Annotated in this window: 21 protein-coding genes; 10 read left to right on the forward strand and 11 right to left on the reverse strand. The window is 72.6% G+C overall.

The genetic code is table 11. From position 1 onward, the window contains the following. Positions 1-11: 11 nt before the first annotated feature. From M3M55_RS15020 to M3M55_RS15030, 3 genes are read left to right on the forward strand one after another with little or no spacing between them, the layout of a single operon-like run. Entirely contained in the window at positions 12-224 is a 213-nt protein-coding gene (locus M3M55_RS15020) for a biotin/lipoyl-binding carrier protein (protein ID WP_249010315.1), read from the forward strand. Next, positions 211-1041, forward strand: a complete 831-nt coding sequence (locus M3M55_RS15025) for an enoyl-CoA hydratase/isomerase family protein (protein WP_249010316.1) — start codon at positions 211-213, stop codon at positions 1039-1041. The genes M3M55_RS15020 and M3M55_RS15025 overlap by 14 nt, the downstream gene beginning before the upstream one ends. A gap of 15 nt (positions 1042-1056) precedes the next feature. Further along, positions 1057-1617, forward strand: coding sequence for a hypothetical protein (locus M3M55_RS15030; RefSeq protein ID WP_249010317.1), 561 nt, complete (start codon positions 1057-1059; stop codon positions 1615-1617). Between the two features lie 69 nt (positions 1618-1686). Here the strand turns inward: M3M55_RS15030 and M3M55_RS15035 are convergent, their stop codons facing one another. Genes M3M55_RS15035 through rd form a run of 3 tightly spaced genes read right to left on the reverse strand, consistent with a single transcriptional unit; the run spans position 1687 to position 5195 of the window. Continuing rightward, a complete protein-coding gene (locus M3M55_RS15035; RefSeq protein ID WP_249010318.1) occupies positions 1687-3417 on the reverse strand; it encodes a hypothetical protein in 1731 nt (576 codons plus the stop codon). Positions 3418-3436: 19 nt separating this feature from the next. Continuing rightward, entirely contained in the window at positions 3437-5044 is a 1608-nt protein-coding gene (locus tag M3M55_RS15040; RefSeq protein ID WP_249010319.1) for a glycosyl hydrolase family 79 C-terminal domain-containing protein, read from the reverse strand. Next, positions 5034-5195 carry a rubredoxin gene (rd, locus tag M3M55_RS15045; protein WP_249010320.1) on the reverse strand — a complete coding sequence of 54 codons (162 nt, stop codon included), beginning with the start codon at positions 5193-5195 and terminating at the stop codon, positions 5034-5036. Before rd ends, M3M55_RS15040 begins: the two co-directional genes overlap by 11 nt. A gap of 32 nt (positions 5196-5227) precedes the next feature. On the opposite strand from rd, the gene M3M55_RS15050 reads away from it, so the two are divergent. After that, a complete protein-coding gene (locus M3M55_RS15050; protein ID WP_249010321.1) occupies positions 5228-5779 on the forward strand; it encodes an NUDIX hydrolase in 552 nt (183 codons plus the stop codon). A 49-nt stretch (positions 5780-5828) separates the two neighbouring features. On the opposite strand, the gene M3M55_RS15055 is transcribed toward M3M55_RS15050, so the two are convergent. Beyond that, complete coding sequence (locus tag M3M55_RS15055; protein ID WP_249010322.1) at positions 5829-7721, reverse strand: glycoside hydrolase family 15 protein; 1893 nt, start codon at positions 7719-7721, stop codon at positions 5829-5831. A 207-nt stretch (positions 7722-7928) separates the two neighbouring features. Here M3M55_RS15055 and M3M55_RS15060 point away from each other — a divergent pair, with 207 nt between their 5' ends. From M3M55_RS15060 to M3M55_RS15075, 4 genes are all read left to right on the forward strand, one after another. Continuing rightward, positions 7929-8660 carry a cytochrome c biogenesis CcdA family protein gene (locus M3M55_RS15060; protein WP_249010323.1) on the forward strand — a complete coding sequence of 244 codons (732 nt, stop codon included), beginning with the start codon at positions 7929-7931 and terminating at the stop codon, positions 8658-8660. Positions 8661-8818: 158 nt separating this feature from the next. Then, on the forward strand, positions 8819-10192 hold the full coding sequence (locus M3M55_RS15065) for an NAD-dependent succinate-semialdehyde dehydrogenase (RefSeq protein ID WP_249010324.1): 1374 nt from the start codon (positions 8819-8821) through the stop codon (positions 10190-10192). Positions 10193-10269: 77 nt separating this feature from the next. Further along, positions 10270-12030: an RNA polymerase sigma factor gene (locus tag M3M55_RS15070; RefSeq protein ID WP_249010325.1), complete on the forward strand. Its 1761-nt coding sequence runs from the start codon at positions 10270-10272 to the stop codon at positions 12028-12030. A gap of 16 nt (positions 12031-12046) precedes the next feature. Continuing rightward, positions 12047-13093: a Glu/Leu/Phe/Val dehydrogenase gene (locus M3M55_RS15075; protein WP_249010326.1), complete on the forward strand. Its 1047-nt coding sequence runs from the start codon at positions 12047-12049 to the stop codon at positions 13091-13093. 44 nt (positions 13094-13137) lie between these two features. Here the strand turns inward: M3M55_RS15075 and M3M55_RS15080 are convergent, their stop codons facing one another. Then, positions 13138-13884 (reverse strand): MBL fold metallo-hydrolase, encoded by a 747-nt coding sequence (locus M3M55_RS15080; protein WP_249010327.1) that lies wholly within the window; start codon positions 13882-13884, stop codon positions 13138-13140. A 131-nt stretch (positions 13885-14015) separates the two neighbouring features. Here M3M55_RS15080 and M3M55_RS15085 point away from each other — a divergent pair, with 131 nt between their 5' ends. Beyond that, positions 14016-15089 (forward strand): lysylphosphatidylglycerol synthase transmembrane domain-containing protein, encoded by a 1074-nt coding sequence (locus M3M55_RS15085; RefSeq protein ID WP_249010328.1) that lies wholly within the window; start codon positions 14016-14018, stop codon positions 15087-15089. Between the two features lie 46 nt (positions 15090-15135). Here M3M55_RS15085 and M3M55_RS15090 read toward each other — a convergent pair whose 3' ends face one another. The 6 genes from M3M55_RS15090 to M3M55_RS15115 form a co-directional block, all read right to left on the reverse strand. Next, positions 15136-16392 carry a HAMP domain-containing sensor histidine kinase gene (locus M3M55_RS15090; RefSeq protein ID WP_249010329.1) on the reverse strand — a complete coding sequence of 419 codons (1257 nt, stop codon included), beginning with the start codon at positions 16390-16392 and terminating at the stop codon, positions 15136-15138. Beyond that, positions 16389-17060, reverse strand: a complete 672-nt coding sequence (locus M3M55_RS15095) for a response regulator transcription factor (protein WP_249010330.1) — start codon at positions 17058-17060, stop codon at positions 16389-16391. Before M3M55_RS15095 ends, M3M55_RS15090 begins: the two co-directional genes overlap by 4 nt. Positions 17061-17273: 213 nt before the next feature. Then, complete coding sequence (locus tag M3M55_RS15100) at positions 17274-17774, reverse strand: hypothetical protein (RefSeq protein ID WP_249010331.1); 501 nt, start codon at positions 17772-17774, stop codon at positions 17274-17276. Between the two features lie 123 nt (positions 17775-17897). After that, complete coding sequence (locus M3M55_RS15105) at positions 17898-18788, reverse strand: DUF1028 domain-containing protein (protein ID WP_249010332.1); 891 nt, start codon at positions 18786-18788, stop codon at positions 17898-17900. Positions 18789-18876: 88 nt separating this feature from the next. Continuing rightward, the gene (locus M3M55_RS15110) at positions 18877-19689 is read right to left on the reverse strand and encodes an ABC transporter permease (RefSeq protein ID WP_249010333.1); all 813 of its coding nucleotides are present in this window, start codon (positions 19687-19689) and stop codon (positions 18877-18879) included. After that, positions 19686-20630, reverse strand: coding sequence for an ABC transporter ATP-binding protein (locus tag M3M55_RS15115; protein ID WP_249010334.1), 945 nt, complete (start codon positions 20628-20630; stop codon positions 19686-19688). The genes M3M55_RS15110 and M3M55_RS15115 overlap by 4 nt, the downstream gene beginning before the upstream one ends. 70 nt (positions 20631-20700) lie before the next feature. Between M3M55_RS15115 and M3M55_RS15120 the strand changes: the two genes are divergently transcribed. After that, positions 20701-21168, forward strand: coding sequence for a MarR family winged helix-turn-helix transcriptional regulator (locus tag M3M55_RS15120; RefSeq protein ID WP_249010335.1), 468 nt, complete (start codon positions 20701-20703; stop codon positions 21166-21168). Positions 21169-21508 lie beyond the last annotated feature (340 nt).

A 21508-nucleotide genomic window follows, 5' to 3' on the forward strand; every position in this document is an offset into this window, starting at 1 on the left:
AGGAACCGGCCATGGCCAACGTCGAAGCGCACATCACGGGCACCGTCTGGAAGATCGAGGTCGCCGTCGGCGACGCGGTCGCCGAGGGTGACACCGTCGTCGTCCTCGAGTCGATGAAGATGGAGATGCCCGTGGAGGCCGAGGATGCGGGGACGGTGAGCGAGATCCGCTGTGTGGAGGGCCAGTCCGTGTCCGAGGGTGAGATCCTCGTTGTCCTGCACTGACTCGGGCACCCCGGAGACGGGGCGGCTGGTGCTCGACGAGCCGGCCCCCGGGGTGGCCCGCCTGACGATCTCCAACCCGGCCAAGCGCGGCGCGCTTGACCACGCGATCCTCGACCGGTTCGTCGCGCTTCTGCCCGACCTCGACCACCGCTGCCTGATCATCACCGGGGAGGAGCGGATCTTCTCCGCCGGCTATGACCTCGTCAGCGCCGGAGCGAACCTGATCGGGGTCAGTGAGGCGGCGTTCGCCGGGCAGGCCGAGGCGCTGATCGCCCACCCGTTCACCGCGGCGATCGAGGCGATCGCGGCCTGCCCGATGCCGACCGTCGCCGCCCTCAACGGGCCCGCGATCGGCGGCGGCCTCGAGCTCGCGGTCGCCTGTGACCTGCGGATCGCCGCGGCCGGCATCCGGCTGGGGATGCCCCCCGCCCAGCTCGGGCTCGTCTACTCCCATACGGGCATCCGCGCGTTCATCGACACGATCGGCGCCGCCCGGACCCGACAGCTGTTTCTCACCGCCCGCCGGATCGACGCCGCCACCGCCGCGGCGTGGGGGCTCGTCAACGAGGTCGTCCCCGCCGACGCGCTCGCGGATGCGGCCCTCACCCTCGCGACGGAGATCGCCGAGCTTGCCCCGCTCTCCCAGCGCGGCAACAAGCAGGTCATCAACGCACTGCTTGACGCGGCGGCGGCGATGGACCCGACCGCGGAGGCCGCGCTCGTCTCCCTCCGCCATGCCTGCTTCTCCTCCGACGACTTCCGTGAGGGCGTCGCCGCCTTCACGCAGAAGCGCGCCCCGGTGTGGCGGGGGCGGTGAACGACCGTGACGCGGATGACCCGACGGCGGCGCACCGGGCTGCTCGCGGCCGCGCTCGCGGTCGCCCTCGCGCTGCCCGCGAGCGCGCTCGCCAACGACTACGGCGAGGTGTCGGCCGCCTTCAGCGCGGCGGGGACCGGGGCACTCCCGCCGTGTGAGTTCTCCAGCACGATCCTCACCACCGCGCTGAGGCAGGCGCCCGGGTATGACTACCAGTACCAGTCGGATGTGAGCAACGCGATCGCCGCCGCCCTTGCCGCCCAGGCCAACGGCGCCTGCCGGGCCCACACCCCGGGGGGGCACCGAGGCGGTGTCGGGGCCGGTGCGACGGTGCGGGGGGCCAGCGGCCACCTGCCCGGTTCGGTGAGCGCCGCGCCGTCCGCGCCGCTGCCGGCCGTCCTCGTCGCCCTGTTCCTCCTCGCCGCCGTCACGGTGGTGGTGGTCCTCGTCTCCCTCGCCGTGCGCCTGCTCGGCTATGACCCGCGTCTGCTGCGGGCCCTCGCCCACTCCCTGCGGGAGGCCGAGTACCGGATCGGGGCCGGCTGGAGCGACCTCAGCGACCGACTGCGACGCTGAGCTCTCGCGCCGCGGAGGATCCCCGCTGACGCGACCCTCCGCGGTGCCCTGACGACGCCAACGGGCGGGTCAGCGCACGGTCACCGCGACAGCCCGGCTGTCGATCGGCGGACCACCCGGGGGCGTCCAGGCGATCCGCACCGCACCGCTGCCGGGGAGGCGAACCGAGGCGGTGACGATGCCGCTGTCATCGCGGGTCTCGGCGGTGGCGATCGTTCGGAACGGCCCGTGCGGAGCGGTGGCGAACTGGATCTGGGCGGTCTCGGTCCGTCGGGTGGGTGCGGGGCGCAGCATCCCCCACACCGTCGTCAGCCCGCCCGGCGGGGCGGGCCGGGTCGGCGCCTCGAGCTGGGGGAGGAAGATCGGCAGCCGGTAGGCGGCAAACGCCGGCTTGGGCCGTCCGCCGAGGAACTCGAGTCCGGACTCGAAGTTCTGCCAGTACCCGCGACTGCCGGGCCGGCAGCCACAGACGACCGCCGGGTTCGAGTCCTCGAGCTCGAACTGGGCGAGGGCGGCGACCCGCGGGTTCTGTGCCGCCATGTAGGTCGCCTCATCGAGGTAGAGCGCCTGCTGGGCGGGGGTGACGTGGTAGTCGGGGTTCGGCGGGTTGGTGACGTAGCCGTACTCGGTGAGGTAGAGCGGCGGTCGCCGGTTGACCCCGTAGGCGTTGAAGATCCCGTCGAGCGCGGAGGTGAGCTTGGGGAGGCTCGCGAGCGGCACGAAGCCGCTGTCGGCCGGCGCGGCGAAGGGGACGTTGGGGGGCAGGCTGAAGGAGTACGGGTGCTCGGCAAACCCCGTCGCGGCGAACAGGCCCGGGTGGGCGGCGACGAAGCGGGAGGCGACCGGGTTGGCCGGGCAGCCGGCGGCCCGGGCGGCGGCGCCGCTGAGGGGCTGGTACTGGCCGGCGCCGACCGGGGTCGCGCAGTACAGGTCATCGAGGAAGGGCAGCGGCGGTGTCGCCGCATATCCGGGCCCGAGTGGGGCAAACGCGCAGGGTACCCCCGTCACGCACCCCTCCGGGGCAAGCTCGCCGACAAGCAGCGTGTCGCTCGCCGGCGTGTGCCCGCTCGCGGCCATGCCGGCCCAGAAGGCGTCGACGAGGGAGCGGTAGACGGCTGGCGCGAGCGGGTGGCCGGTGACCGGGTTCTGCTGGGGGGCGAGCCAGCCGGGCTGGTTCGGCTCGTTCCACACCGACCAGAAGCTCACCCGCGGGAGGGGGTGACCGGCCGCGCCCGGCGGGCTGTCGTGGCCGTCGTAGCGGCGTCCGGCGGCGGTCACGAACGCCCGGAACGCGGCGGCGGAGGGGAGGAACCCGCCGGCGTCCTTGGCCGCGAGGGCGTTGGTCCCCGGCGGCTGGGCGGTCGTCGCCCAGCGTGGGGCGGGTCCGGTGAGGTCGAAGTAGACCTTCAGGCCGGCGGCGACGGCGGCCACATCGATCCGGTCATAGACCGACCAGCCGGTCCCGTAGTCGGCCGGATCGGCCGGGTTGAACCCGTGCGGGCTCGCGCGGGCCGTCGGGTCCGGCGCGACGCCGCGCCAGATGACGAGCACGCGGACCCGGGTCGCTCCGAGCGATTTCAGCGTCGCCAGCGTGTGGGCGACAACGGCGTTCCCGCCCGGAGTGAGCGGCTGATCGACGAGCAGCGCGTCATCCTCGAAGATCGAGGCGAGCCGGCGGCCGTGGGCGGCCGGCTGCTCGCTGAGCAGGAGCACGGCGGAGACGACGAGCGCGAGGGCCGCGACGGTGCTGAGCAGCCCGCGCCGCCAGCTGAGGCTCGGGATGGGGAGAGACCGTCCCACGGAGCGCCCGGCGGCGAACTCAGGAGTTGACGGTGAGAATCACCGCCGAGTGCGCGGGGACGCGCACCGCGTACACGCCGGCGGCGTTGGGCTTGACGAGCGTGTCGTGGGGGTGGCCGATGAGCTGGCCGGTCGCCGCCGACAGCTTCTGGCCGCCGAGGGTCGTGTCGCCGGTGGCCGTCAATGACGGGGCGGTGAGAAGTGACACGGCCCCGGTCCCGGTCGCCCCGGCGGCGGACACCGTGACCGTCCGCGCGCCGCGGGTGATGTTCGTGATCACGACCCGGTCGACGTGGCTGGTGTCCCGGACCGCGTAGGCATACTGACCGGACACGGCGGGCGCGCGAACCTGCAGCAGCCGGGAGCCGGCGGGGGCGACGTCCGCGAAGGTCAGCAGGCCGAAGTACTCAGGCTGGACGCCGATCCGCCACCCCGCGCGAGTGTCGGTCGCGCTGATCATCTCGTTGAGGTTGCCGTTGACGGTCTGGAAGTTGACGCCCTCGGCCCCGGCCCGCCACAGCGCGGGAAGGACGTTGAGCGCCCACAGCGCCTCGGCGAAGGTGTTCGACACGCCCGCCTCTCCCCCGCAGCTGATCCCGTTGATCTCATCGACGCGCAGCGGCTTGTGGTGGGCGCGCGCGGCGGCGGCCATGTGGGCGACCGAGCCGGCGAGCCCGCCGATCGATGCGCCGGTGAAGAAGTCCGAGACGTTGAGGTGGGTGCTCGCCGAGCAGCGCTTGAGCGGGTAGGCGTGGACGGTGACGAGCTTGAGCCGCGACGGAAGCCCGTTGAGCAGCGAACCGAGCTGGGGCAGCCAGGTCGGCGAGCCCGAGCTCGGCCCGGCGATCGGGTCCGAGCCGAGACCGGCGGCGATGTGGCTGAAGTCGCGGCCGTAGTCGGCGATCGTGTAGTGGCCGAACACGCGGCCCTTGACGCCGCGGCCGTCCGGCAGCCGGTAGTAGTTGAAGGCGGCGTACAGCTCGGGCTCGTTGCCGAGTTCGAGCGCGTCGATCAGCTGGGGTCCGAGCGTTCGCTCGTACTCGCGCGCCTCATAGGCGGCGACGCGCGGGGAGTCGAGCTCGAGGTTGACCCCGAGGATCGCCTTGCCTCCGACCGCCTGGAGCAGCGATTTGACCGCGGCCGCCCACTGCGGCGTGATCGTGTAGCGGATCGCCCGGGGTTTGGCCATCCCGGGCACCGCCCACCAGCTCCAGTCGGAGGAGTCCCCGCCGAGGCGCAGCAGCAGCGGCGAGCCCGGGGAGAGGTTGCGCAGCAGCTGGACGAAGGCGCCGTTCTGATGGGTGGCCGATCCGGACAGGTGGGTGATCGTGCTCAGTTCGGTGGCGATCCCGACGAACCCCTGGGCGGCCGAGGTCGGGGCGACCGGCGCGGGGGTGCCGACCTGCACGTCCGCACGGGCCGTCGCCGGGGTGCTCGTCGTCGGTCCGGTGAGCGTCGTCGGGCTGAGTGAGGCCGCCCGGGATGCGTGCACGGCCGTGGTGATCGCGGCGGTTGAGGTGCCGCCACAGCCCGCACAGAGCGAGCCGACGGCGGCGACGCTCGCAAGCGTGAGCGCGCCGCGGCGCGCTCGCCGCCCGCCGCGGCGCTGACTCGGTTCAGTCCTCATAGGGGACAAAGTCGCCCTTGCGGGCGCCGCAGACGGGACAGAACCACGTCTCGGGAATGTCCTCGAATGCGGTGCCCGGGGGAATACCCCCGTCGGGGTCACCTTCGGCAGGGTCGTAGATGTAGCCGCAGCTTTCACACAGGTACTTCATTGGGCTTGAGAGTAGAGGACTATGGTCGCCGGATGCTTCCCCACCCGGCCGCCACCGTGATCCTGCTCCGCGACCCGCTTGAGGTGCTGATGGTCAAGCGGCACCAGGACCTCGCCTTCATGGGCGGCTTCTGGGTGTTCCCCGGCGGCAGGGTGGACGCTGAGGACGGCTCCGCGGAGGCGGCGGCGCGGCGGGAGCTCGCCGAGGAGACGGGGATCGTCCTGCCGGAGGCGAGCGAGCTCGTTCCCTTCGCTCGCTGGATCACCCCGCTCGGACTGCCCAAGCGCTTTGACACCTGGTTCTTCCTCGTCCACGCCGAGGGGGCGCTCGCGGCGAGCACCGCGGTCGTCGACGGTTCCGAGATCGTCGCCGCGCGCTGGCTCTCCCCCGCCGAGGCGCTCGCCGACCCGGGGTCCCTCGCCTTCCCGACCCGGACGCAGCTGCAGCTGCTCGCCCGGCAGCCGAGTGCGACCGCCGCGCTCGCGACGGCCCGTGAGACACCGGTCGTCACCGTCGAGCCGGAGATCGTCCGGGACGGCGGCTCGCCACGGATCGTCGTCCCGGGGGCGCCGGCGCCGGAGTGACCGCGGAGACCGGGGAGAGACCGACGCGGGAGCGCCCGGCGCCCCGACGTCAGTTGAGCTGCTGTTCGTCGGCGATCACGTGCAGCACCGCGTTGATCAGCGCGAGGTGGGTGAACGCCTGGGGATAGTTGCCGAGGTGGCGCCCGGTGGCGGCGTCGAGCTCCTCGGCGTAGAGGCCGAGCGGGGAGGCGTGGGAGAGCAGCCGCTCACACAGGTTGCGGGCGTGGTCGCGGTCACCGATCTCCGACAGGGCCGAGACGAGCCAGAAGGAGCAGATGAGGAACGTGCCCTCGGCGCCCTCCAAGCCGTCGTCGGTCTCCTCGGTGCGGTAGCGGAGCACGAAACCGTGCTCGGTCAGCTCGGTGCGGATCGCCTCGACGGTGTTGCGGATCCGCTCGTCCGTCGGCTCGAGGAAGCGGTTGATGACCAGCAGCAGCGTCGAGGCGTCAAGCGCGTCGGTGTCGTAGTGCTGGCGGAAGACGCCGCGCTCGGAGACGCCCTTGGTGAGGATGTCCTCGCGGATCTCATCGGCGATCGCCTGCCACTTCTCAGCGAGCTGGGCCTCACCCTGGCGTTCGGCGATCCGGGCGCCGCGATCGAGGGCGACCCAGCACATCAGCTTGGAGGAGACGTAGTGCTGGGGCTTGCCCCGCGCCTCCCAGATCCCCTGGTCGGGCTGCTTCCAGCAGCTGATCGCACACTCGACCTGGGCCCGCAGGACCGGCCACAGCCGGCCCGGAATGTGCCCGCCCGCCTTGGTGTGGAGGTACACCGAATCCAGGACGGCGCCGTAGACGTCGTTCTGGCGCTGGTTGTAGGCGCCGTTACCGGTCCGCACGGGCGTCGCACCGTTGTAGCCGCTGAGGTGATCGAGGGTCCGCTCGGTGAGATCCCGCTCCCCGCCGATGCCGTACATGATCTGCAGGCCACCGTCCTCGACCCGCTCGAGATCGGCGAGGAACTGCATGAAGTCGTCGGCCTCCCAGTCGAAGCCGAGCGCGTGCAGCCCCCAGAGGGTGAAGGTCGCGTCCCGCATCCAGCAGTAGCGGTAGTCCCAGTTGCGCTCACCGCCCGGCGTCTCGGGCAGGGACGTCGTCGCCGCCGCGACGGTCGCCCCGGTCGGACCGTAGGTGAGACCCTTGAGGGTGAGCGCGCTGCGGTGCAGGAAGGAGCGCCAGCGATGATCGGGGAAGCGCCCGCCCGCGAGCCAACCGCGCCAGTAGTGCTCGGTCGCCGCGATCCGCGCGACGGCGTCCTCGAGGTCGTCGGGACCTGCGAGGCCGTGGGACCAGGCGAGCGCGGCAAACCGCCGCTCCCCTTCCACGAGCGTGTGCCGCGCCCGGGCGCGGGACCCCTCGATGCCGACCCGCAGGTCGGTCATCAGCCGCAGCTTCTCCTCCCCGGCGGACGCCTCGGCGCAGGACCAGGCGTTGCCGAGCGCCTCCCATTGGGCCGGTTCGGCCCCGTAGTTGAAGATCGGCTCGCAGACGACCTCGACCTCCACCTCTCCCTGCACGCACTCGACGACGCGGACGAGCATGTGATCGGCGTCATGGTCGGTCGGCGGCCGGGTGTGGGAGGACTCGTCGGCGTGACCGTCGTGCCAGGGCCCGATCGTGAGACAGTCGCGGACGACGAGCCAACCGGACGGGCACATCCATGAGGTCTCGAGGATCATCGTGCCGGGCAGGTAGCGGACCGACAGGGGTACCTGGATGCCGTAGGGGCCGACCCGGAAGGAACCGGCGCGGCGGTCGAGCAGGGCGCCGAAGATCGACGGGGAGTCAAAACGAGGAACGCTCATCCACTCGATCGAGCCGTCCGGCGCGACGAGCGCCCCGGTGTGGCAGTCCGACAGGAACGCGTAATCCTGGATCAGCGGGAAGGGGGACTCCCCGATCAGCGGCACGTCGTGGGGTGGAAGCGTGATCGACGGGCTCATGCTCGCGCCAGCCTACCGGACCCCCCAGATCCCTCTCCCGAGGGAGCGTTCGCGCTGACCACCGCAACCCCCGTCAACGCATGCGCATCCCAGCCCACCCCCCAGTCCCGACCGCCTTTCGGGATGGCCTCGCGGTCTCATCCGGGTGGCGGCACTGTGCCGCCGCCACCCGGCCGCCCGGCCCGGACCGGTACGCTCTCTGAGCCGATGAATGCCGCTGCCGGTATCGGGATTCCGGTCGCCTTCGGCGCCGGGCTCGTCTCCTTCCTCTCTCCGTGCGTCCTCCCGCTCGTCCCCGGGTACGTCTCGGCGATCGCCGGCGGAAACCCGGAGGAGATCCGCACCCGCCGGGTGATCGGGCCCGCCCTCGCCTTCGTCGGCACGTTCTCGGCGATCTTCATCGCGCTCGGACTGCTCGGCCAGCAGGCGCTCCGGGCCACCCTGACCGGCCACACCGCCCAGCAGATCTCGGGGGCGATCATCATCGCCATGGGGCTGCTGTTCGTGCTCAGCCCGATCATCCCGCGGCTCGCCCGCGCCTACCACGTCGCCCCGTTGATGCAGCGGGCGGGCAAGAGCGGGCCGGTCCTCACCGGGGCCGCCTTCGCGCTCGCCTGGACGCCCTGCACCGGCCCGACCCTCGGGGCGATCATCACCGCCGCCGGCACGTCGGCGAGCGCGTACCACGGGGCGTTTCTGCTCGCGATCTACTGCTGCGGCCTGGCCGTCCCGTTCCTGCTGACCGCACTCGCGTTCGGCAAGATGACCGCGCTGCTCGCCGTCGTCCGCCGCCACTACCCGATCGTGATCGGAGCGGGTGGGGTGATCCTGATCGGGATGGGGGTGCTCATCTTCAGCGGGGAGTTCACGACGCTGAACCAGACCGTCGACGGCTGGCTGCAGACCCTGCATCTGCCGAACCTCAACTCCGACACCTGAACGCGCGCACCGCGTGCGCTCGGGGTCACCGGACCCGCCAGTTCGGCGCGTCCCGGCGCGGCGGGTTGGTCGTCCCGGCGCAGGCGCCCGCCGCGCCGCCTCCGCGTCGCTAGGCTGGCCGGGAAACCGGCCTGCACCGACGTCCACTGGAGGGTGAGATGAGCATCTACGCTGTTGTGAACCCAGCGACCGGAGCGGTGCTCAGGGAGTACCCGACGATCAGCGACGACGCCCTGGCGGGCGCGATCGCCGCCGCCGACGCGGCCCACAGGGCCTGGGGGATCGCCTCGACCCCGGCCGAGCGGGCGGCGCTGATCACCCGGGTCGCCGAGCTGCACCGGGAGCGGCGGGAGGAGCTCGCCGCGACGATCGTCACGGAGATGGGCAAGCCGCTGGAGCAGGCCCTGTCGGAGGTCGACTTCAGCGCCGACATCTACTGCTTCTATGCCGAGCGGGCCGAGGTGCTGCTCGCGGATGAGCCGATCGAGATCGCCGAGGGGCAGGGCAGCGCCGTCGTCCGGCGCAGCTCACTCGGCGTCCTGCTCGGGATCATGCCCTGGAACTTCCCCGTCTACCAGGTCGCGCGCTTTGCCGGGCCGAACCTGCTGATCGGCAACACGATCCTGCTCAAGCACGCGCCCCAGTGCCCGCAGTCGGCCGAGCAGCTCGCGGCGATCTTCAGAGACGCCGGCTTCCCGGAGGGCGCCTACGTCAACATCTTCGCCGCCAACGAGCAGATCGAGTCGGTGATCGCCGATCCGCGCGTGCGGGGGGTGTCGCTGACGGGCTCCGAGCGGGCGGGCGCCGCCGTCGCCGAGCTCGCCGGCCGGCACCTCAAGAAGGTCGTGCTCGAGCTCGGCGGCTCGGACCCGTTCATCCTCCTCTCCACCGACGACCTCGACAAGACCGTCCGGGACGCCGTGTCCGCGCGGCTCGACAATACCGGTCAGTCCTGCAACGCCGCCAAGCGGTTCATCGTCATCGACGAGCTCTACGACGGGTTTCTCGAGCGGTTCTGCGCCGGCGCGACCGCGGTCACGCCGGGCGACCCGATGGCCGAATCGGCCCAGATCGGTCCGCTCTCCTCCGACACGGCGACCGAACGCCTGCGCGACCAGCTCCAGCGGGCCGTCGCCGGGGGCGCGCGGATCGTCGCCGGCGGAGGCGAGCCGGAGGGCAACTTCTTCCCGGTCACCGTGCTCACCGACGTCTCCCCCGACAACAGCGCCTTCTCTGAGGAGTTCTTCGGACCGGTCGCCCAGATCTACCGCGTCAGGTCTGAGGAGGAGGCGGTCGCGCTCGCGAACGCGACGAGCTTCGGCCTCGGCTCCTATCTCTACACGACCGATCCCGCCCAGGCCGAGCGGGTCGCCAACCGGATCGACGCCGGAATGGTGTATGTCAACATCGTCGGCGCCGACGCGCCTGAGCTGCCCTTCGGCGGCACCAAGCGGTCGGGCTTCGGGCGCGAACTCGGCCGCTGGGGCGCCGACGAGTTCGTCAACAAGAAGCTGATCCGCGTCGGCGGGTGAAAGATTGCGGGGCCCGCGCCTCCGGCGGCGGGCCGCAACTCACGCGGAGGGCACCCGTTATCGTTGGCTGAGACCTGATGGAAGCGTCCGCCCTCCACGCACCACCCGGCGTCAGTCGGCTGCGCGGCTCCGCCGGCGCGACGTTTCTGCGCCTGCGCTCGGACGAGCAGCTCGTGGAGCTGTTCCGCGCCGGGCACGATGAGGCGTTCCGTGCGATCCACGACCGCTACCGGACGCGGCTGTTCGCCTACACGCGCCAGATGCTGCCCCAGAGCCGCCAGGACGCCGAGGACGCGTTGCAGGACGTGTTCATCCGTGCCTACGCCGGGCTGCGCGCGAGTGACCGCCACGTCGCGCTCCGCGCGTGGCTGTACCGGATCGCCCACAACCGCTGCGTCGATCACCTGCGCAAGAACACGCCGATCCCGACCGACGAGCTCGAGGCAACGAGCCGGGATGTCGCGACGGACCCGATCGCGGCGACCGAACAGCGCGAGGCGCTCGCCAAGCTCGTCACCGACGTACAGCGCCTGCCCGAGCAGCAGCGCTCGGCGCTGCTGCTGCGCGAGCTGTCGGGAATGAGCTACCAGGAGCTCGCCGACTCGCTCGACCTGACGATTCCGGCGATCAAGTCGCTGCTCGTCCGGGCTCGCGGCGGGCTCGCGGCGGCGGCGGAGGCACGGGACACCGACTGTGAGCAGATCCGGGTCGAGATCATCGAGTCGCACGAGCGGGGGGTTCGCCCGAACGCGCTCGTCCGCCGCCACCTCGGTGACTGCGCCGCCTGCCGGGCGTACCGGGAGTCGGTGCGCGGCATCTCACGCAGCCTCGCCGCGCTCATCCCCGGCCCGGTTCTGCTCGCGAGCAAGTTCATCGGAGCCGGCGCCGGCGCCGTGTCGACCGCCGGCGGCGCGGCGGGAACGAGCGCGACCGCCGCCTCCGGCGGCACGACGGCCGGCGGCGCGCTCGCGGGGAGCGTCGGCGCGGCCGGTACCGGCGCCGTCGCCGCGGGTGGGGCCGCCGCGGGTGGGGCCGCCGCGGGTGGGGCCGCGGCCGGGACCGCCCTCGCTGGGGGTGCGATCACCGGCGGTGCGATCACCGGCGGGATGACCGCCACCCACCTCGCCGCCCTCATCGCCGCCGCCGCAGCCGCCACCGCCGGCGGGGCCGTCGCCGTCTCCGTCCAGGGCGCCCACCCCCGCAGCGCGGGCGCCGCCCACCTTCCCGCCGCCGCGATCGTCGCCCACGCCGTCAGTCAGGGGATCAGCGCGGGCAGTTCGGCGGCCGCTGCCGGAGTCGCCCCGGTGAGCGTTCCCGCCGGCACCCCGCTGAGCGTCCCCGCCCACACCGTCCGCCGCGGCACGGCGTCTGGGGCGCGGCGCCCCAACGCCCGCCGGACGATGCCGGCGCGAACGGCCGCGGGCACGACGACGGTGCGGACCGCGACCGCGTCACTCACCACAGCGACCGCGACGACACGGCTGACGACGACCGGCGCGCGGACGACGACTGGAAACGCGGGCACGGCCACGACGGCGAGCGGCGGTTCGAGCCCTGACCGATCGACGAGCGGCGCGACGACGACGGCTCCGATCACGGGCAGCGGCACGGACTCGAGCGGCACGACCACCGGCGGGACGGGCACCGGATCGACGACGACGGCCCGGACCGACACTGCGAGCGCCACGACGCCGGACCGGACGAGCACCACCAGCACCTCGACGACGCCCAGCGGTACGTCGTCGCCGTCGGGGGCGAGCACCACAGCGGGGACGACGACCTCCCCCACTGCCACCACCGACAGCACCGGCGGCGGCGCCTCCGGCTCAACCCAGTGACAGACTGACCGGCTCTATGGAGCCAATCGAGCACGAAGAGGCGATCATCCGCAGGGGCACCCGCTCCGGCCTCGACACCATCGTCGCCGTCCACTCGACCCGCCGGGGTCCGTCGCTGGGGGGCTGCCGGATGTGGCACTACCCCGACACCGCCCGTGCCCTCGATGACGCGCTCCGGCTGTCCCGGGCGATGACCTTCAAGTCCGCGGTGGCCGGGCTTCCCCTCGGCGGCGGCAAGAGCGTGATCGTCCTGCCGGAGGGGGAGGAGATCTCCCCCAAGCGGCGCCGGGACGCCCTGCTCGACATCGGCGACACGATCGACGTGCTCCGGGGCCGCTACATCACCGCTGAGGACGTCGGCACGTCCTCTCGTGACATGAGCGTCATCGCCACGCGGACGCGCCACGTCGCCGGCCTGTCCCGCCAGAAGGGCGGTTCGGGGGACCCGAGCCCGTTCACGGCGGCCGGAGTCGTCAACGCGATCCGAGCGGCGCTCGCGCGCAGCTTCGGCAGCTCGTCTCTCGAGGGCCGGCGAATCGCGATCATCGGCGCCGGCCACGTCGGCGGTCGGATCGCGAAGCTGTGCGCGAAGGAGGGCGCCAAGCTCATCCTCGCTGACGTCGACGCGTCCAAACGTGAGCTCGCCGTCGAACTGGGAGCCCGCTGGATGACCCCCGCCAAGGCGCTCGTCGCCAAGGTCGACGTTGTCTCGCCGTGCGCCCTCGGCGGGATACTGACCGAGGAGACCGTCGCACGGCTGCAGTGCCGGGTGATCGCCGGGGCGGCGAACAACCAGCTCGCCGGCGACCACATCGCCGAGCTGCTGAAGATCCGCGGGATCCTCTGGGCGCCGGATTTCGTCGCCAATGCCGGCGGGATCATCAACATCGCCCAGGAGCGCGGCGGCGTCTATGACGCCGCCGCCGCCCACCGGGCCGTCGCCGGGATCGCCGACACGATCCACCGGATCTGCGACACCGCCGAGGCGGACGACACGACGACGCTCGCGGCGGCGATGACCCTCGCTCGCGCCGCGCTCGATCCCGCCACCGTCCCCGCCTGACCCGCCTGGGCGGGGCCCGGCCCGCGAGCGCCGCCAGGCGGGGCTCAGCCCGGGAACCCCTCCGGAGGCCAGGCGGGACGCTCGACGCCGTCAGGCAGGCGACCCTCCTCCGCGAGCTTGTCGAGGTGGGCGGCGAGGGTGATCGCGGCGGCGAAGCGCAGCTCGGCCGCCACCTCACTCCAGGCCGCGTCGAGCAGCTCATCGACGCTGCGGGCGCCGTCCGCGAGCGCGGCCAGCAGTCGGGCCTCTCGGGCGCGGCGGTGGCTGAGGTACTCGGCGAGCTTTGCCGCCGGGTCATGGACGAGCGGGCCGTGCCCGGGCGCGATGATCCGCAGGGGGAGGCGCGCGAGCGCCTCGAGTCCCGCGAGGTAGGCCCTCAGCGCCCCGGGGTCGGCGGCGATGAAGACGCTCCCCTCCCCCAGCACCGCGTCTCCGCTGAAGGCGACGTCCCCGTGGATCAGGACGCGATGGTCGAGACTGTGGCCCGGCAGGGCCATCGCCTCAAGCTGACCGTCGCCCGTGACGGCGTCGGGGAAACGCTCGCGCAGCTCCGGGACCGCTTCAGCGTGATCGGGGTGAGCGTGGGTGAGGGTGATGCCCCCGAGCCCGCCGCGGGCGGTCAGCTCCGCTGTGAGGGCGGCGACGTGGGCGGGCAGGGACGGTCCCGGGTCGATCAGCCAGGCGGGGTCACGCCCGATCACCCAGCTGTTGGTGCCGGTGAGGGTGAGCGGACCCGGGTTGTCGGCGCGGATGCCGACCACGTCCACCCCCGCCACCGCGATCACGCTCATTGGTCACACCTCTCGTTCCACCTCGGCCGGCCCACGCCGTGCCCGCCCGACCGGCGCGGCGGGCCGGGTTGCTTGAATGAACCATTGTGTCCGGTCTTCACGCAGCAGGGCAACCGGCCGACGCACGCGGCGTGACGTCGCCGGCAGCGACCGACCCGGACGGGACCGCCGGGGCCGACGGTGGGTTCGTCGCCGAGGAGGCGCGGGCGACCCGCAACCTCCTGCACGGACTGATCTCCCTTGGGGTGCTCGTGGCCCTCGTCGTCGGCCTCCTGCTCGCCGTGCCCGGCCTGCACCGGGTCGGGCATGACGTCGCGAAGATCGACGGGGGCTGGATCGTCATCGCCGTCGGGCTCGAGCTGCTCTCCTGCGTCGGCTACATCGTCGCCTTCCTCCAGGTCTTCGACCGGGCGCCGGTCCGCTTCGGCGCACGGGTGGCGATGAGCGAGCTCGCCTTCGGCGCGGCCGTCTCCCTCGGCGGCGCCGGCAGCATCGCCGTCGGGGCGCTGTTGCTCGTCGAACGCGGCGCGAGCCCGAGCCACGCGGCCGAACGCTCCGCCGTGCTGTTCCTGCTCACCTCCGCGATCAACATCATCACGCTCGCCGGGATCGGGCTCGGGCTGTGGATCGGTCTGCTTCCCGGGGACCGAGACCCGCTGCTGAGCCTGCTCCCCGGTGCCGTTGGCGTCATCGTCTGGTGCGCATTCATGGCCCTGCCCCGCATCGTCGACCGGTTCATCGGCGACCGGGCCGGCCGGATCGCGGTCGCACTGCGTGCGACCGGGGAGACCGTGCGGGCGACCGAGCGCATCCTGTTTCGCTGGGACTGGCGGATCCTCGGCGCCTGGATCTACCTGTGGGCCGACATCTTCGTCCTCGTCATCTGCTTCTGGGGAGTCGGCGTGCACCCGCCGCTGACGACGATCGTCCTCGCGTACCAGATCGGCTACCTCTCCAACTTCGTCCCGATCCCCGGCGGGGTCGGCATCCTCGACGGCAGCTTTGTCGGGATGTTCGTGCTGTTCGGGGTCAAGGCGACCCGGGCGACGGCGGCAACCGTCGTCTACCACGGCATCTCCCTGTGGGTGCCGGCGATGTGGGGAACGGTCGCCTTCCTCCTGCTGCGCCGCCACCACGGGCAGCCGTTGTCGCTGCGTCCACCCCGCGCCGAGCGGATCGCTGCACGGCGCGCCGCGCGGCGCTGACACGCTCGCGCCCCCAGACGCCCGGCCCCGCAGACGCTCCCCCCGATCACCCGCGCGGGAGCGTGACGCGGAAGGTCGCCCCTCCACCGGGGGTGTCGACGATGCGCACGTGCCCGCCGTGAGCGCGAGCGCTCGCGGCGGCGATCGCGAGGCCGAGCCCACTGCCCGGGGTTCCGGCCGCCCGGCTGCCGCGGCGGAACCGATCGAAGATCGCCTCCCGCTCCGCCACCGGGATGCCGGGGCCGTGGTCGGCCACGGTGATCTGCCACCCCTCACGGTCGGCGTCGAGGGTCACCTCGGCCCCGCCTCCGCCGTAGCGCTCGGCGTTCTCGACGAGGTTGCGCACGAGCGCCGCGAGGGCGATCTCATCCCCCTCGACCCTCGCCTGCGTGCACTCGGGGGGGACGGGCGCCAGCCGCGCGGAAGTGCCTCGCACCGCATCCTCGAGCAGGGTCGGGAGGTGCACCGGTGTCCGGGCGGTGACCGTGTCGGCCCGGGCGAGGCTGAGCAGCGCCTCAACGAGCCGGGCCAGCCGGCCCGCCTCCGCGCGCGTGTCGGCGAGCGCCTCGCTCCGGTCGGAGTCGCTCATCGGCGCCTCCGCGAGCAGCTCGAGGTTGCCGACGAGCGTCGTCACCGGTGAGCGCAGCTCATGGGAGGCGTCGGCGACGAGCCGCCGCAGAGCCGCGTCCGAGGACTCGAGGTGACCGAGCATCCGGTTGAGCGAACGGGTGAGGCTGGCGATCTCATCGTCCCCGGCCCGCTCGGGGACCCGGCCGCTGAGATCCCCCGTGGAGACGATCCGGTCTGCGAGGGTCGCCGTCTCCCGCACGGGCGCGAGCGCACGACGCGTGATCCACACGAGCAGCAGGGAGGCGAGCAGAGCGCCGGCCCCCATCGCGATCAGCACGCCTCGCCGCAGCCGGGCGAGGCTCGCCCGCACCGCCGCGTCGGACACGCCGACGCTGAGCACCGACCCGCGCGGCAGCACGCGGGTGAAGGTGCGCAGGGTCCGTCCTCCGACGGTGAGGGTGCGAAAGCCCGGCGGGAGGAGCGGCAGCCGGCCGAGGCTCGCCAGCGCGGCGGTCTGGTAGCGGACGGTGTCGCGGGGGGTCGTCAGCTGGCCGAAGTCGACGTAGGTCGCCTTCGGGCTGAGCAGCCCGCGGGGATGGAAGGCGAGGCTGATCAGGAGCCGGTCCTGATAGCTGCGGGAGTCCCGGGAGACGAGGACGTAGGCGAGCCCGCCGACGAGCAGCGCGGTGACACAGACGGCGAGCACTCCGGTGAGGGCGACCCGGCGGGTCACGGCCGCGAGCCCCCGAGCCGGTAGCCGACACCGCGGACGGTCTCGACCGGAGCGGGATCCCCGAGCTTGCGCCGCAGGCCGCTGAGGGCGACGTTGAGCGCGTTGGAGCTGCCGCTGCGATCCTCACCCCAGACCCGCTCCCAGATCAGCCCGGTGCTGAGCACCTGGCCGGGGTGGCGCATCAGCAGCTCGAGCAGCTCACGCTCGCGTGGCGTGAGCTCGACCGGCCGCTCACCGCGGGTCACCTCGCCGTCCTCCGGAACGAGCCGCAGGTCCCCCCAGGTGAGCACCTCCGCCAGCTCGAGCCCGCTGCGGCGGGCGAGCGCCTCGAGCCGGGCGACGAGCTCCTGGAAGGCGAACGGCTTGACGAGGTAGTCGTCGGCCCCCTCCCGCAGCCCCGACACCCGGTCGGCGACCTCCCCGCGGGCGGTGAGCATCAGGATCGGCACCCGGCTGGAGCGCCGGAGCGCCCGGCAGACCGCCAGCCCGTCCAGTTTCGGCATCGCGATGTCAAGGATCACGAGGTCGGGCCGCTGCTCGAGCGCCAGCGCCAGCGCCGTCTCACCGTCGCCGGCCTCGATCACCTCAAAGCCGGCGTAGTGCAGGCCCCGCCGTACCATCGCGCGCAGACGTTGGTCGTCTTCGGCAATGAGCACCCGCGGTCCCATGTGCGGATCTTAGGCGGGGATCTCGGGTGCGGATCTTAGGCGGGGATCTCGGGTGCGGATCTGAGGTGTGGATCGTGGGTCCGGATCCTGGGTCCGTCCCGGGACGCCGTCCTCCGGCGGGCCTGTGACGGCCCGCCGGAGGCTTCGGCGCCGGGCCGTCGCTCATCAGCCGAGGCTCCCCGCGACGGCCGTTGCCGGCCTGCTCGGGCCCCGTTAGGCCGAGCAGGTCCAGCTTGCGCGGGCACTGACCGTCTTGCCCTTGAGCGCGTGGTGGTGCGTGCCATTCAGCGTCTTGGAGTAGCTGAAGCTACCGCCGGTGGTGGTGAGCGTCACCGGGACGTGCCGCAGGTCGCGGCCCCGGAACGCGTTGGCGTGGCGGCGCATCATCACGACGGTCCCGTGGTAGCTGCCCGCGCCGGTGTAGCCCGGCACGATCACGCGCAGAATCCGGCGTCCGTGGGCGAGCTTGCGCACGCTGGTGAGCATGTAGTGGCCGTTGGCGACCCGGCAGCTGACGGCCCCGGTGCGCGTATGGCTCTTGCCGCCCGGGCCGGTGAACGTGACGGTGCCGGTGCCGTGGCCGGTGCCAGGCGCGGTCGTGGCGGTGCTGACGGTCGCCGCGCCGGCACTGGTGACAAGCACGGCGGCCGTGCCGCCACCGGCCGCGAGCGCCGCGCAGGCGGCGAGAACGGCGGGTCTGGTGATCAAAGACATTGGTGAACCTCCATGGTGAGCTGGAACCGGCCGGCGGGCCGGTGAGAAACAGCATCGCCCCCGCCGCTAAGCGGCCACTATCCGCGCGCGGCGGGGTTGACGGCCTCCGCGGCCGGAGCGCGCTCAGAGACCGAGATGGGCGCTCACCGCGGTGGCACCGGGTGCCTGCTGCTCGGTGAGCCGGGGCAGGAGCCAGGACCATCCGGACTGAACCGCGATCGCCTCCTTGACGAGCGCGGCGCCGGCGCTGACGTCACCGGCGTGCGCGAGGCTGAGGCCCGCCCAGAACTTCAGCTCGTGGCTGTCGGGCAGGCGCTCGAGGGCGGCCTCGAACAGCGCTCCGGCCGCCTCCGTGTCACCGCCGACGAGCTGATCGTCGGCACGGGACGCGAACCGGTAGGCCTCTGAGATCACGAGCAGCCGCTCGAGTTCCTGGAGCGGCTCGGGGTCGTCCTCGACGCGCAGGTCGACCTCACGTTCCCACGGCTCCCCGCTGGCCGGGACGACCAGGAGCGCGGCCGACTGGCGGCCGCGGGCGTCCCCCCCGAGCGCCTCCGCGGCGTTGAGGGCGGCGAGGAGCCGGCGGGCCATGCTCGCCTGTTCGGACCGCGCGTGCTCGTAGGCCTCGAGCATCGCCCCCCAGATCGCATCGCTGACCATGATGTTGGCCTGACAGCTCACCCCCGCCCCGATCGCGTGTCCGGCGTGGACGATGCAGTTCTCCCCGGTGTGGGCGGCGACCTCTCCGGTCGCGTCGACGAGGGCGACCTGACGTGAGGCGCTCCCCTCATCAGAGACGAGCAGCGCGGCGAGCGCGGTCGGCGCACCGACGCCGGTCGCCATCAGATCGAGCCCGCGCGGCCCGAAGCTGAGCTCGGCCATCGCCTGGGTGGCAACGGCCCCGACCCCTGGCCGGGCCCACGGCACGACCGGGCCGACGCTGAAGTAGTGGGACTGGACGGCGACCCCGAACTCACCGGTGTCGGGGTCGCGGGCAACGATTGAGTAGGTCACCTCAGGCACGCTACCTGGTCGGGCGCGGCGGCTCGCCGCTGGTCGGGCGCAGCGGCTCGCCGGCGGCGGGCGTGGTGCCCGACTCGTGCTACTCCCAGCGGAAGACCCGCACGGCGACCCGCCCGCCGATCACCGTCCAGGCGATCAGGCAGAGGAAGCACCACCCCGGCGGCCACTGTCCCGCCAGCGTCGAGGAGAGCCCATCGACGGCGGCCCCGAGCGGGGTCGCGTGCCCGATCGTCCGCAGGGTCTCCCCCATCGACGCCTGCGGCACCCAGAGACCGGCGAAGAACATCATCGGATAGAACAGCAGCGCGCCGATCAGCTGACTCGCCCGCGGCTGCGGCGCGATCGAGGCGATCAGCGTGCCGATCGCGAGCATCGCCCCGGCGGTGAGCAGGAGGATGACGACGAACCCGAGGAACTGGGTGGGCAGATGGACGCTGAAGGCGATCGCCGCGACGAGGACGGTGACGACGGCCGCCGCGAGACACAGGGTCGTGTAGATCAGCCACTGGGCCTGCAGCAGCCGGGCGGCCCCGATCGGCGTCGTCGAGAGCCGCCGCAGATACCCCTTCTCGCGATAGCTGACGAGTGTCGCGGGCATCGCCTGGAGCCCGACGATCCCGAACACGAACACGATCAGGACCGGCGTGTAGACGTCGATGAAGCGCAGCCCGCCGTAGATCGCCCGGTGCTTGTTCCCCGTCGCGGTCCCGATCACGATCAACAGGACGAGCGGGAAGACGACCCCCCAGAACAGGGCGAGCGGCTCCCGCAGGAACATCCGCAGCTCGGTCCGTGCGAGCGTGCCAAACCCGGGAGATCCGGACCCGAGCCCGCGCCCGGCGGCGCGGCGCGGACCGGGCCGCCGGCCCCGGATGCCGGAGATGTGACTCACCGCGCCACCGCTTCGGCCACCATCGGGGTGTTGAGGGCATCCTCCCGCGTGAGCTCGACGAAGGCGTCCTCCAGGTTCGCCTGGTCGATCCGGGGCCGCTGCGCGACGACCCCGAGCGCGTTGAGCTCGCCGACCACCACCCCGAGCAGGTTGCCGTGCCCGACGACCTCGACGTCGGAGCCGCGGACATGCACGGCGCTCACCTCCTCGAATCGCTCTAGGCCGACCGCGTCAATCGGCGCGGAGGGCTGGAAGTGGAAGTGCAACTCCCCGTGGACGCGCCCGGCCATCCCGGACGGACTGTCGGTGGCGACCACGCGCCCCCGGTTGATCAGGGCGACGCGGTCACAGAGCCGCTCGGCCTCCTCCATGAAATGGGTGACGAGGATGATCGTCACCCCGCGCTCACGGACCCCCTCGATCAGCCCCCACGTATCCCGCCGCGCCTGGGGGTCAAGGCCGGTGGTCAGCTCGTCGAGGATCGCGATCCGCGGATTGCCGATCAGCGCGAGGGCGATCGACAGCCGCTGCTTCTGGCCGCCCGACAGCTTCGCGAACGGGGTCTCGCGCCGGTCCTCGAGCCCAAGCTGAGCGAGCAGCGCCTCCGGGTCCGCCGGCGTCCGGTAGAAGGAGGCGAACAGGGCGATGGCCTCCCCCACCCGCAGCTTGTCCGGAAGCTCGGCGTGCTGGAGCTGGATGCCGACGAGCTCCGCGAGCGCACGGCGATCCCGGCGGGGATCGAGCCCGTGGACCGTGATCGTGCCGCCGTCCGGGATGCGCAGCCCGCCGATGCACTCGACCGTCGTCGTCTTGCCCGCGCCGTTGGGGCCGAGGATGCCGAAGATCTCGCCCTCGGCGACGGTGAAGGAGACCCCATCCACGGCCACCTTCTCCCCGTAGCGGACGCGCAGGTTCTCAACGGTGATGACGTCATCGGCCACGTCTGGGGATCATCCTGACAGCGCACCCTCGCAGCGACAAGAATTCTTCAGTAACTAATATAAGTGAGTGATGGATTCGCTCCCCCTTCCGATCCGCCAGCGCCAGCTCGACGACGTCGCCGAGGCGCTGCCGGCGCGCGCCGGCCAGCTCACCCGGCTGTTTCTCGCCCGCAGCGCGCACACGCTCACCCGCACCGAGATCGGCGTGCTGAGCGCGACCTCGCAGCGAGCCGAACGGATCACCGACCTCGCCGCCGCCGAGGGAGTCACCCAACCGGCGATCACGCTGCTCGTCAACCGTCTCCAGGCACGCGGATGGCTGCTGCGGCGACCCGACCCGAGCGATCGGCGCGCCGTCCGGGTGGAGGCGACCGCGGCCGGCCGGGCCGCCTTCCACGCCGTCCGTGCCGAGTACCGCGCGTTCTTTCACGAGGAGATGGCCTCCCTCGCGGATGAGGAGGTGCAGACGCTCGCCCGCGCGGTCGAGATCATCGACAAGCTCGTCCACCACCTCGAAGCCGGCGTGGATCGGCCATGAGCATGCGTGACGTGCTTGGCGTACTCGGCGGCGCATCCGATCGCCGCGAAGGGATTCTCAGTGCCGCCGTCGAGCTGGCCGAGCGCGAGCACTCGCGCCTCACCCTCGTCCAGGTCGTCTCGTTCGCCCAGTGGTGTGTCTGGTGCACCCCGTTGGGGGCCGGCGGGATCTACCTGCCGGCTGAGGAGGACCCTCAGCTCAGCGCCAGACGGGAACTGAGCGCGGACGCCGAGGCGGTGCCCCAGGCGCTGCCGCTGACGACGATCGTGCTCGGGCGTGACGGCTGTGGCGACCTGCGGCGGCTCATCGCCGGCGGCAGCTTCGACGCGCTCGTCGCCGA

Source organism: Conexibacter sp. DBS9H8, assembly GCF_023330685.1.
Taxonomy (GTDB): domain Bacteria; phylum Actinomycetota; class Thermoleophilia; order Solirubrobacterales; family Solirubrobacteraceae; genus Palsa-465.

Bases quoted from the DNA above. Each gene is read 5' to 3' on its own strand.
- M3M55_RS15120 (WP_249010335.1), top strand. From the start codon at position 20,701: ATGGATTCGCTCCCCCTTCCGATCCGCCAGCGCCAGCTCGACGACGTC.
- M3M55_RS15020 (WP_249010315.1), top strand. From the start codon at position 12: ATGGCCAACGTCGAAGCGCACATCACGGGCACCGTCTGGAAGATCGAG.
- M3M55_RS15095 (WP_249010330.1), bottom strand. From the start codon at position 17,060: ATGGGACCGCGGGTGCTCATTGCCGAAGACGACCAACGTCTGCGCGCG.
- rd (WP_249010320.1), bottom strand. From the start codon at position 5,195: ATGAAGTACCTGTGTGAAAGCTGCGGCTACATCTACGACCCTGCCGAA.
- M3M55_RS15065 (WP_249010324.1), top strand. From the start codon at position 8,819: ATGAGCATCTACGCTGTTGTGAACCCAGCGACCGGAGCGGTGCTCAGG.
- M3M55_RS15100 (WP_249010331.1), bottom strand. From the start codon at position 17,774: ATGTCTTTGATCACCAGACCCGCCGTTCTCGCCGCCTGCGCGGCGCTC.
- M3M55_RS15055 (WP_249010322.1), bottom strand. From the start codon at position 7,721: ATGAGCCCGTCGATCACGCTTCCACCCCACGACGTGCCGCTGATCGGG.
- M3M55_RS15075 (WP_249010326.1), top strand. From the start codon at position 12,047: ATGGAGCCAATCGAGCACGAAGAGGCGATCATCCGCAGGGGCACCCGC.
- M3M55_RS15080 (WP_249010327.1), bottom strand. From the start codon at position 13,884: ATGAGCGTGATCGCGGTGGCGGGGGTGGACGTGGTCGGCATCCGCGCC.
- M3M55_RS15030 (WP_249010317.1), top strand. From the start codon at position 1,057: ATGACCCGACGGCGGCGCACCGGGCTGCTCGCGGCCGCGCTCGCGGTC.
- M3M55_RS15060 (WP_249010323.1), top strand. From the start codon at position 7,929: ATGAATGCCGCTGCCGGTATCGGGATTCCGGTCGCCTTCGGCGCCGGG.
- M3M55_RS15050 (WP_249010321.1), top strand. From the start codon at position 5,228: ATGCTTCCCCACCCGGCCGCCACCGTGATCCTGCTCCGCGACCCGCTT.
- M3M55_RS15040 (WP_249010319.1), bottom strand. From the start codon at position 5,044: ATGAGGACTGAACCGAGTCAGCGCCGCGGCGGGCGGCGAGCGCGCCGC.
- M3M55_RS15070 (WP_249010325.1), top strand. From the start codon at position 10,270: ATGGAAGCGTCCGCCCTCCACGCACCACCCGGCGTCAGTCGGCTGCGC.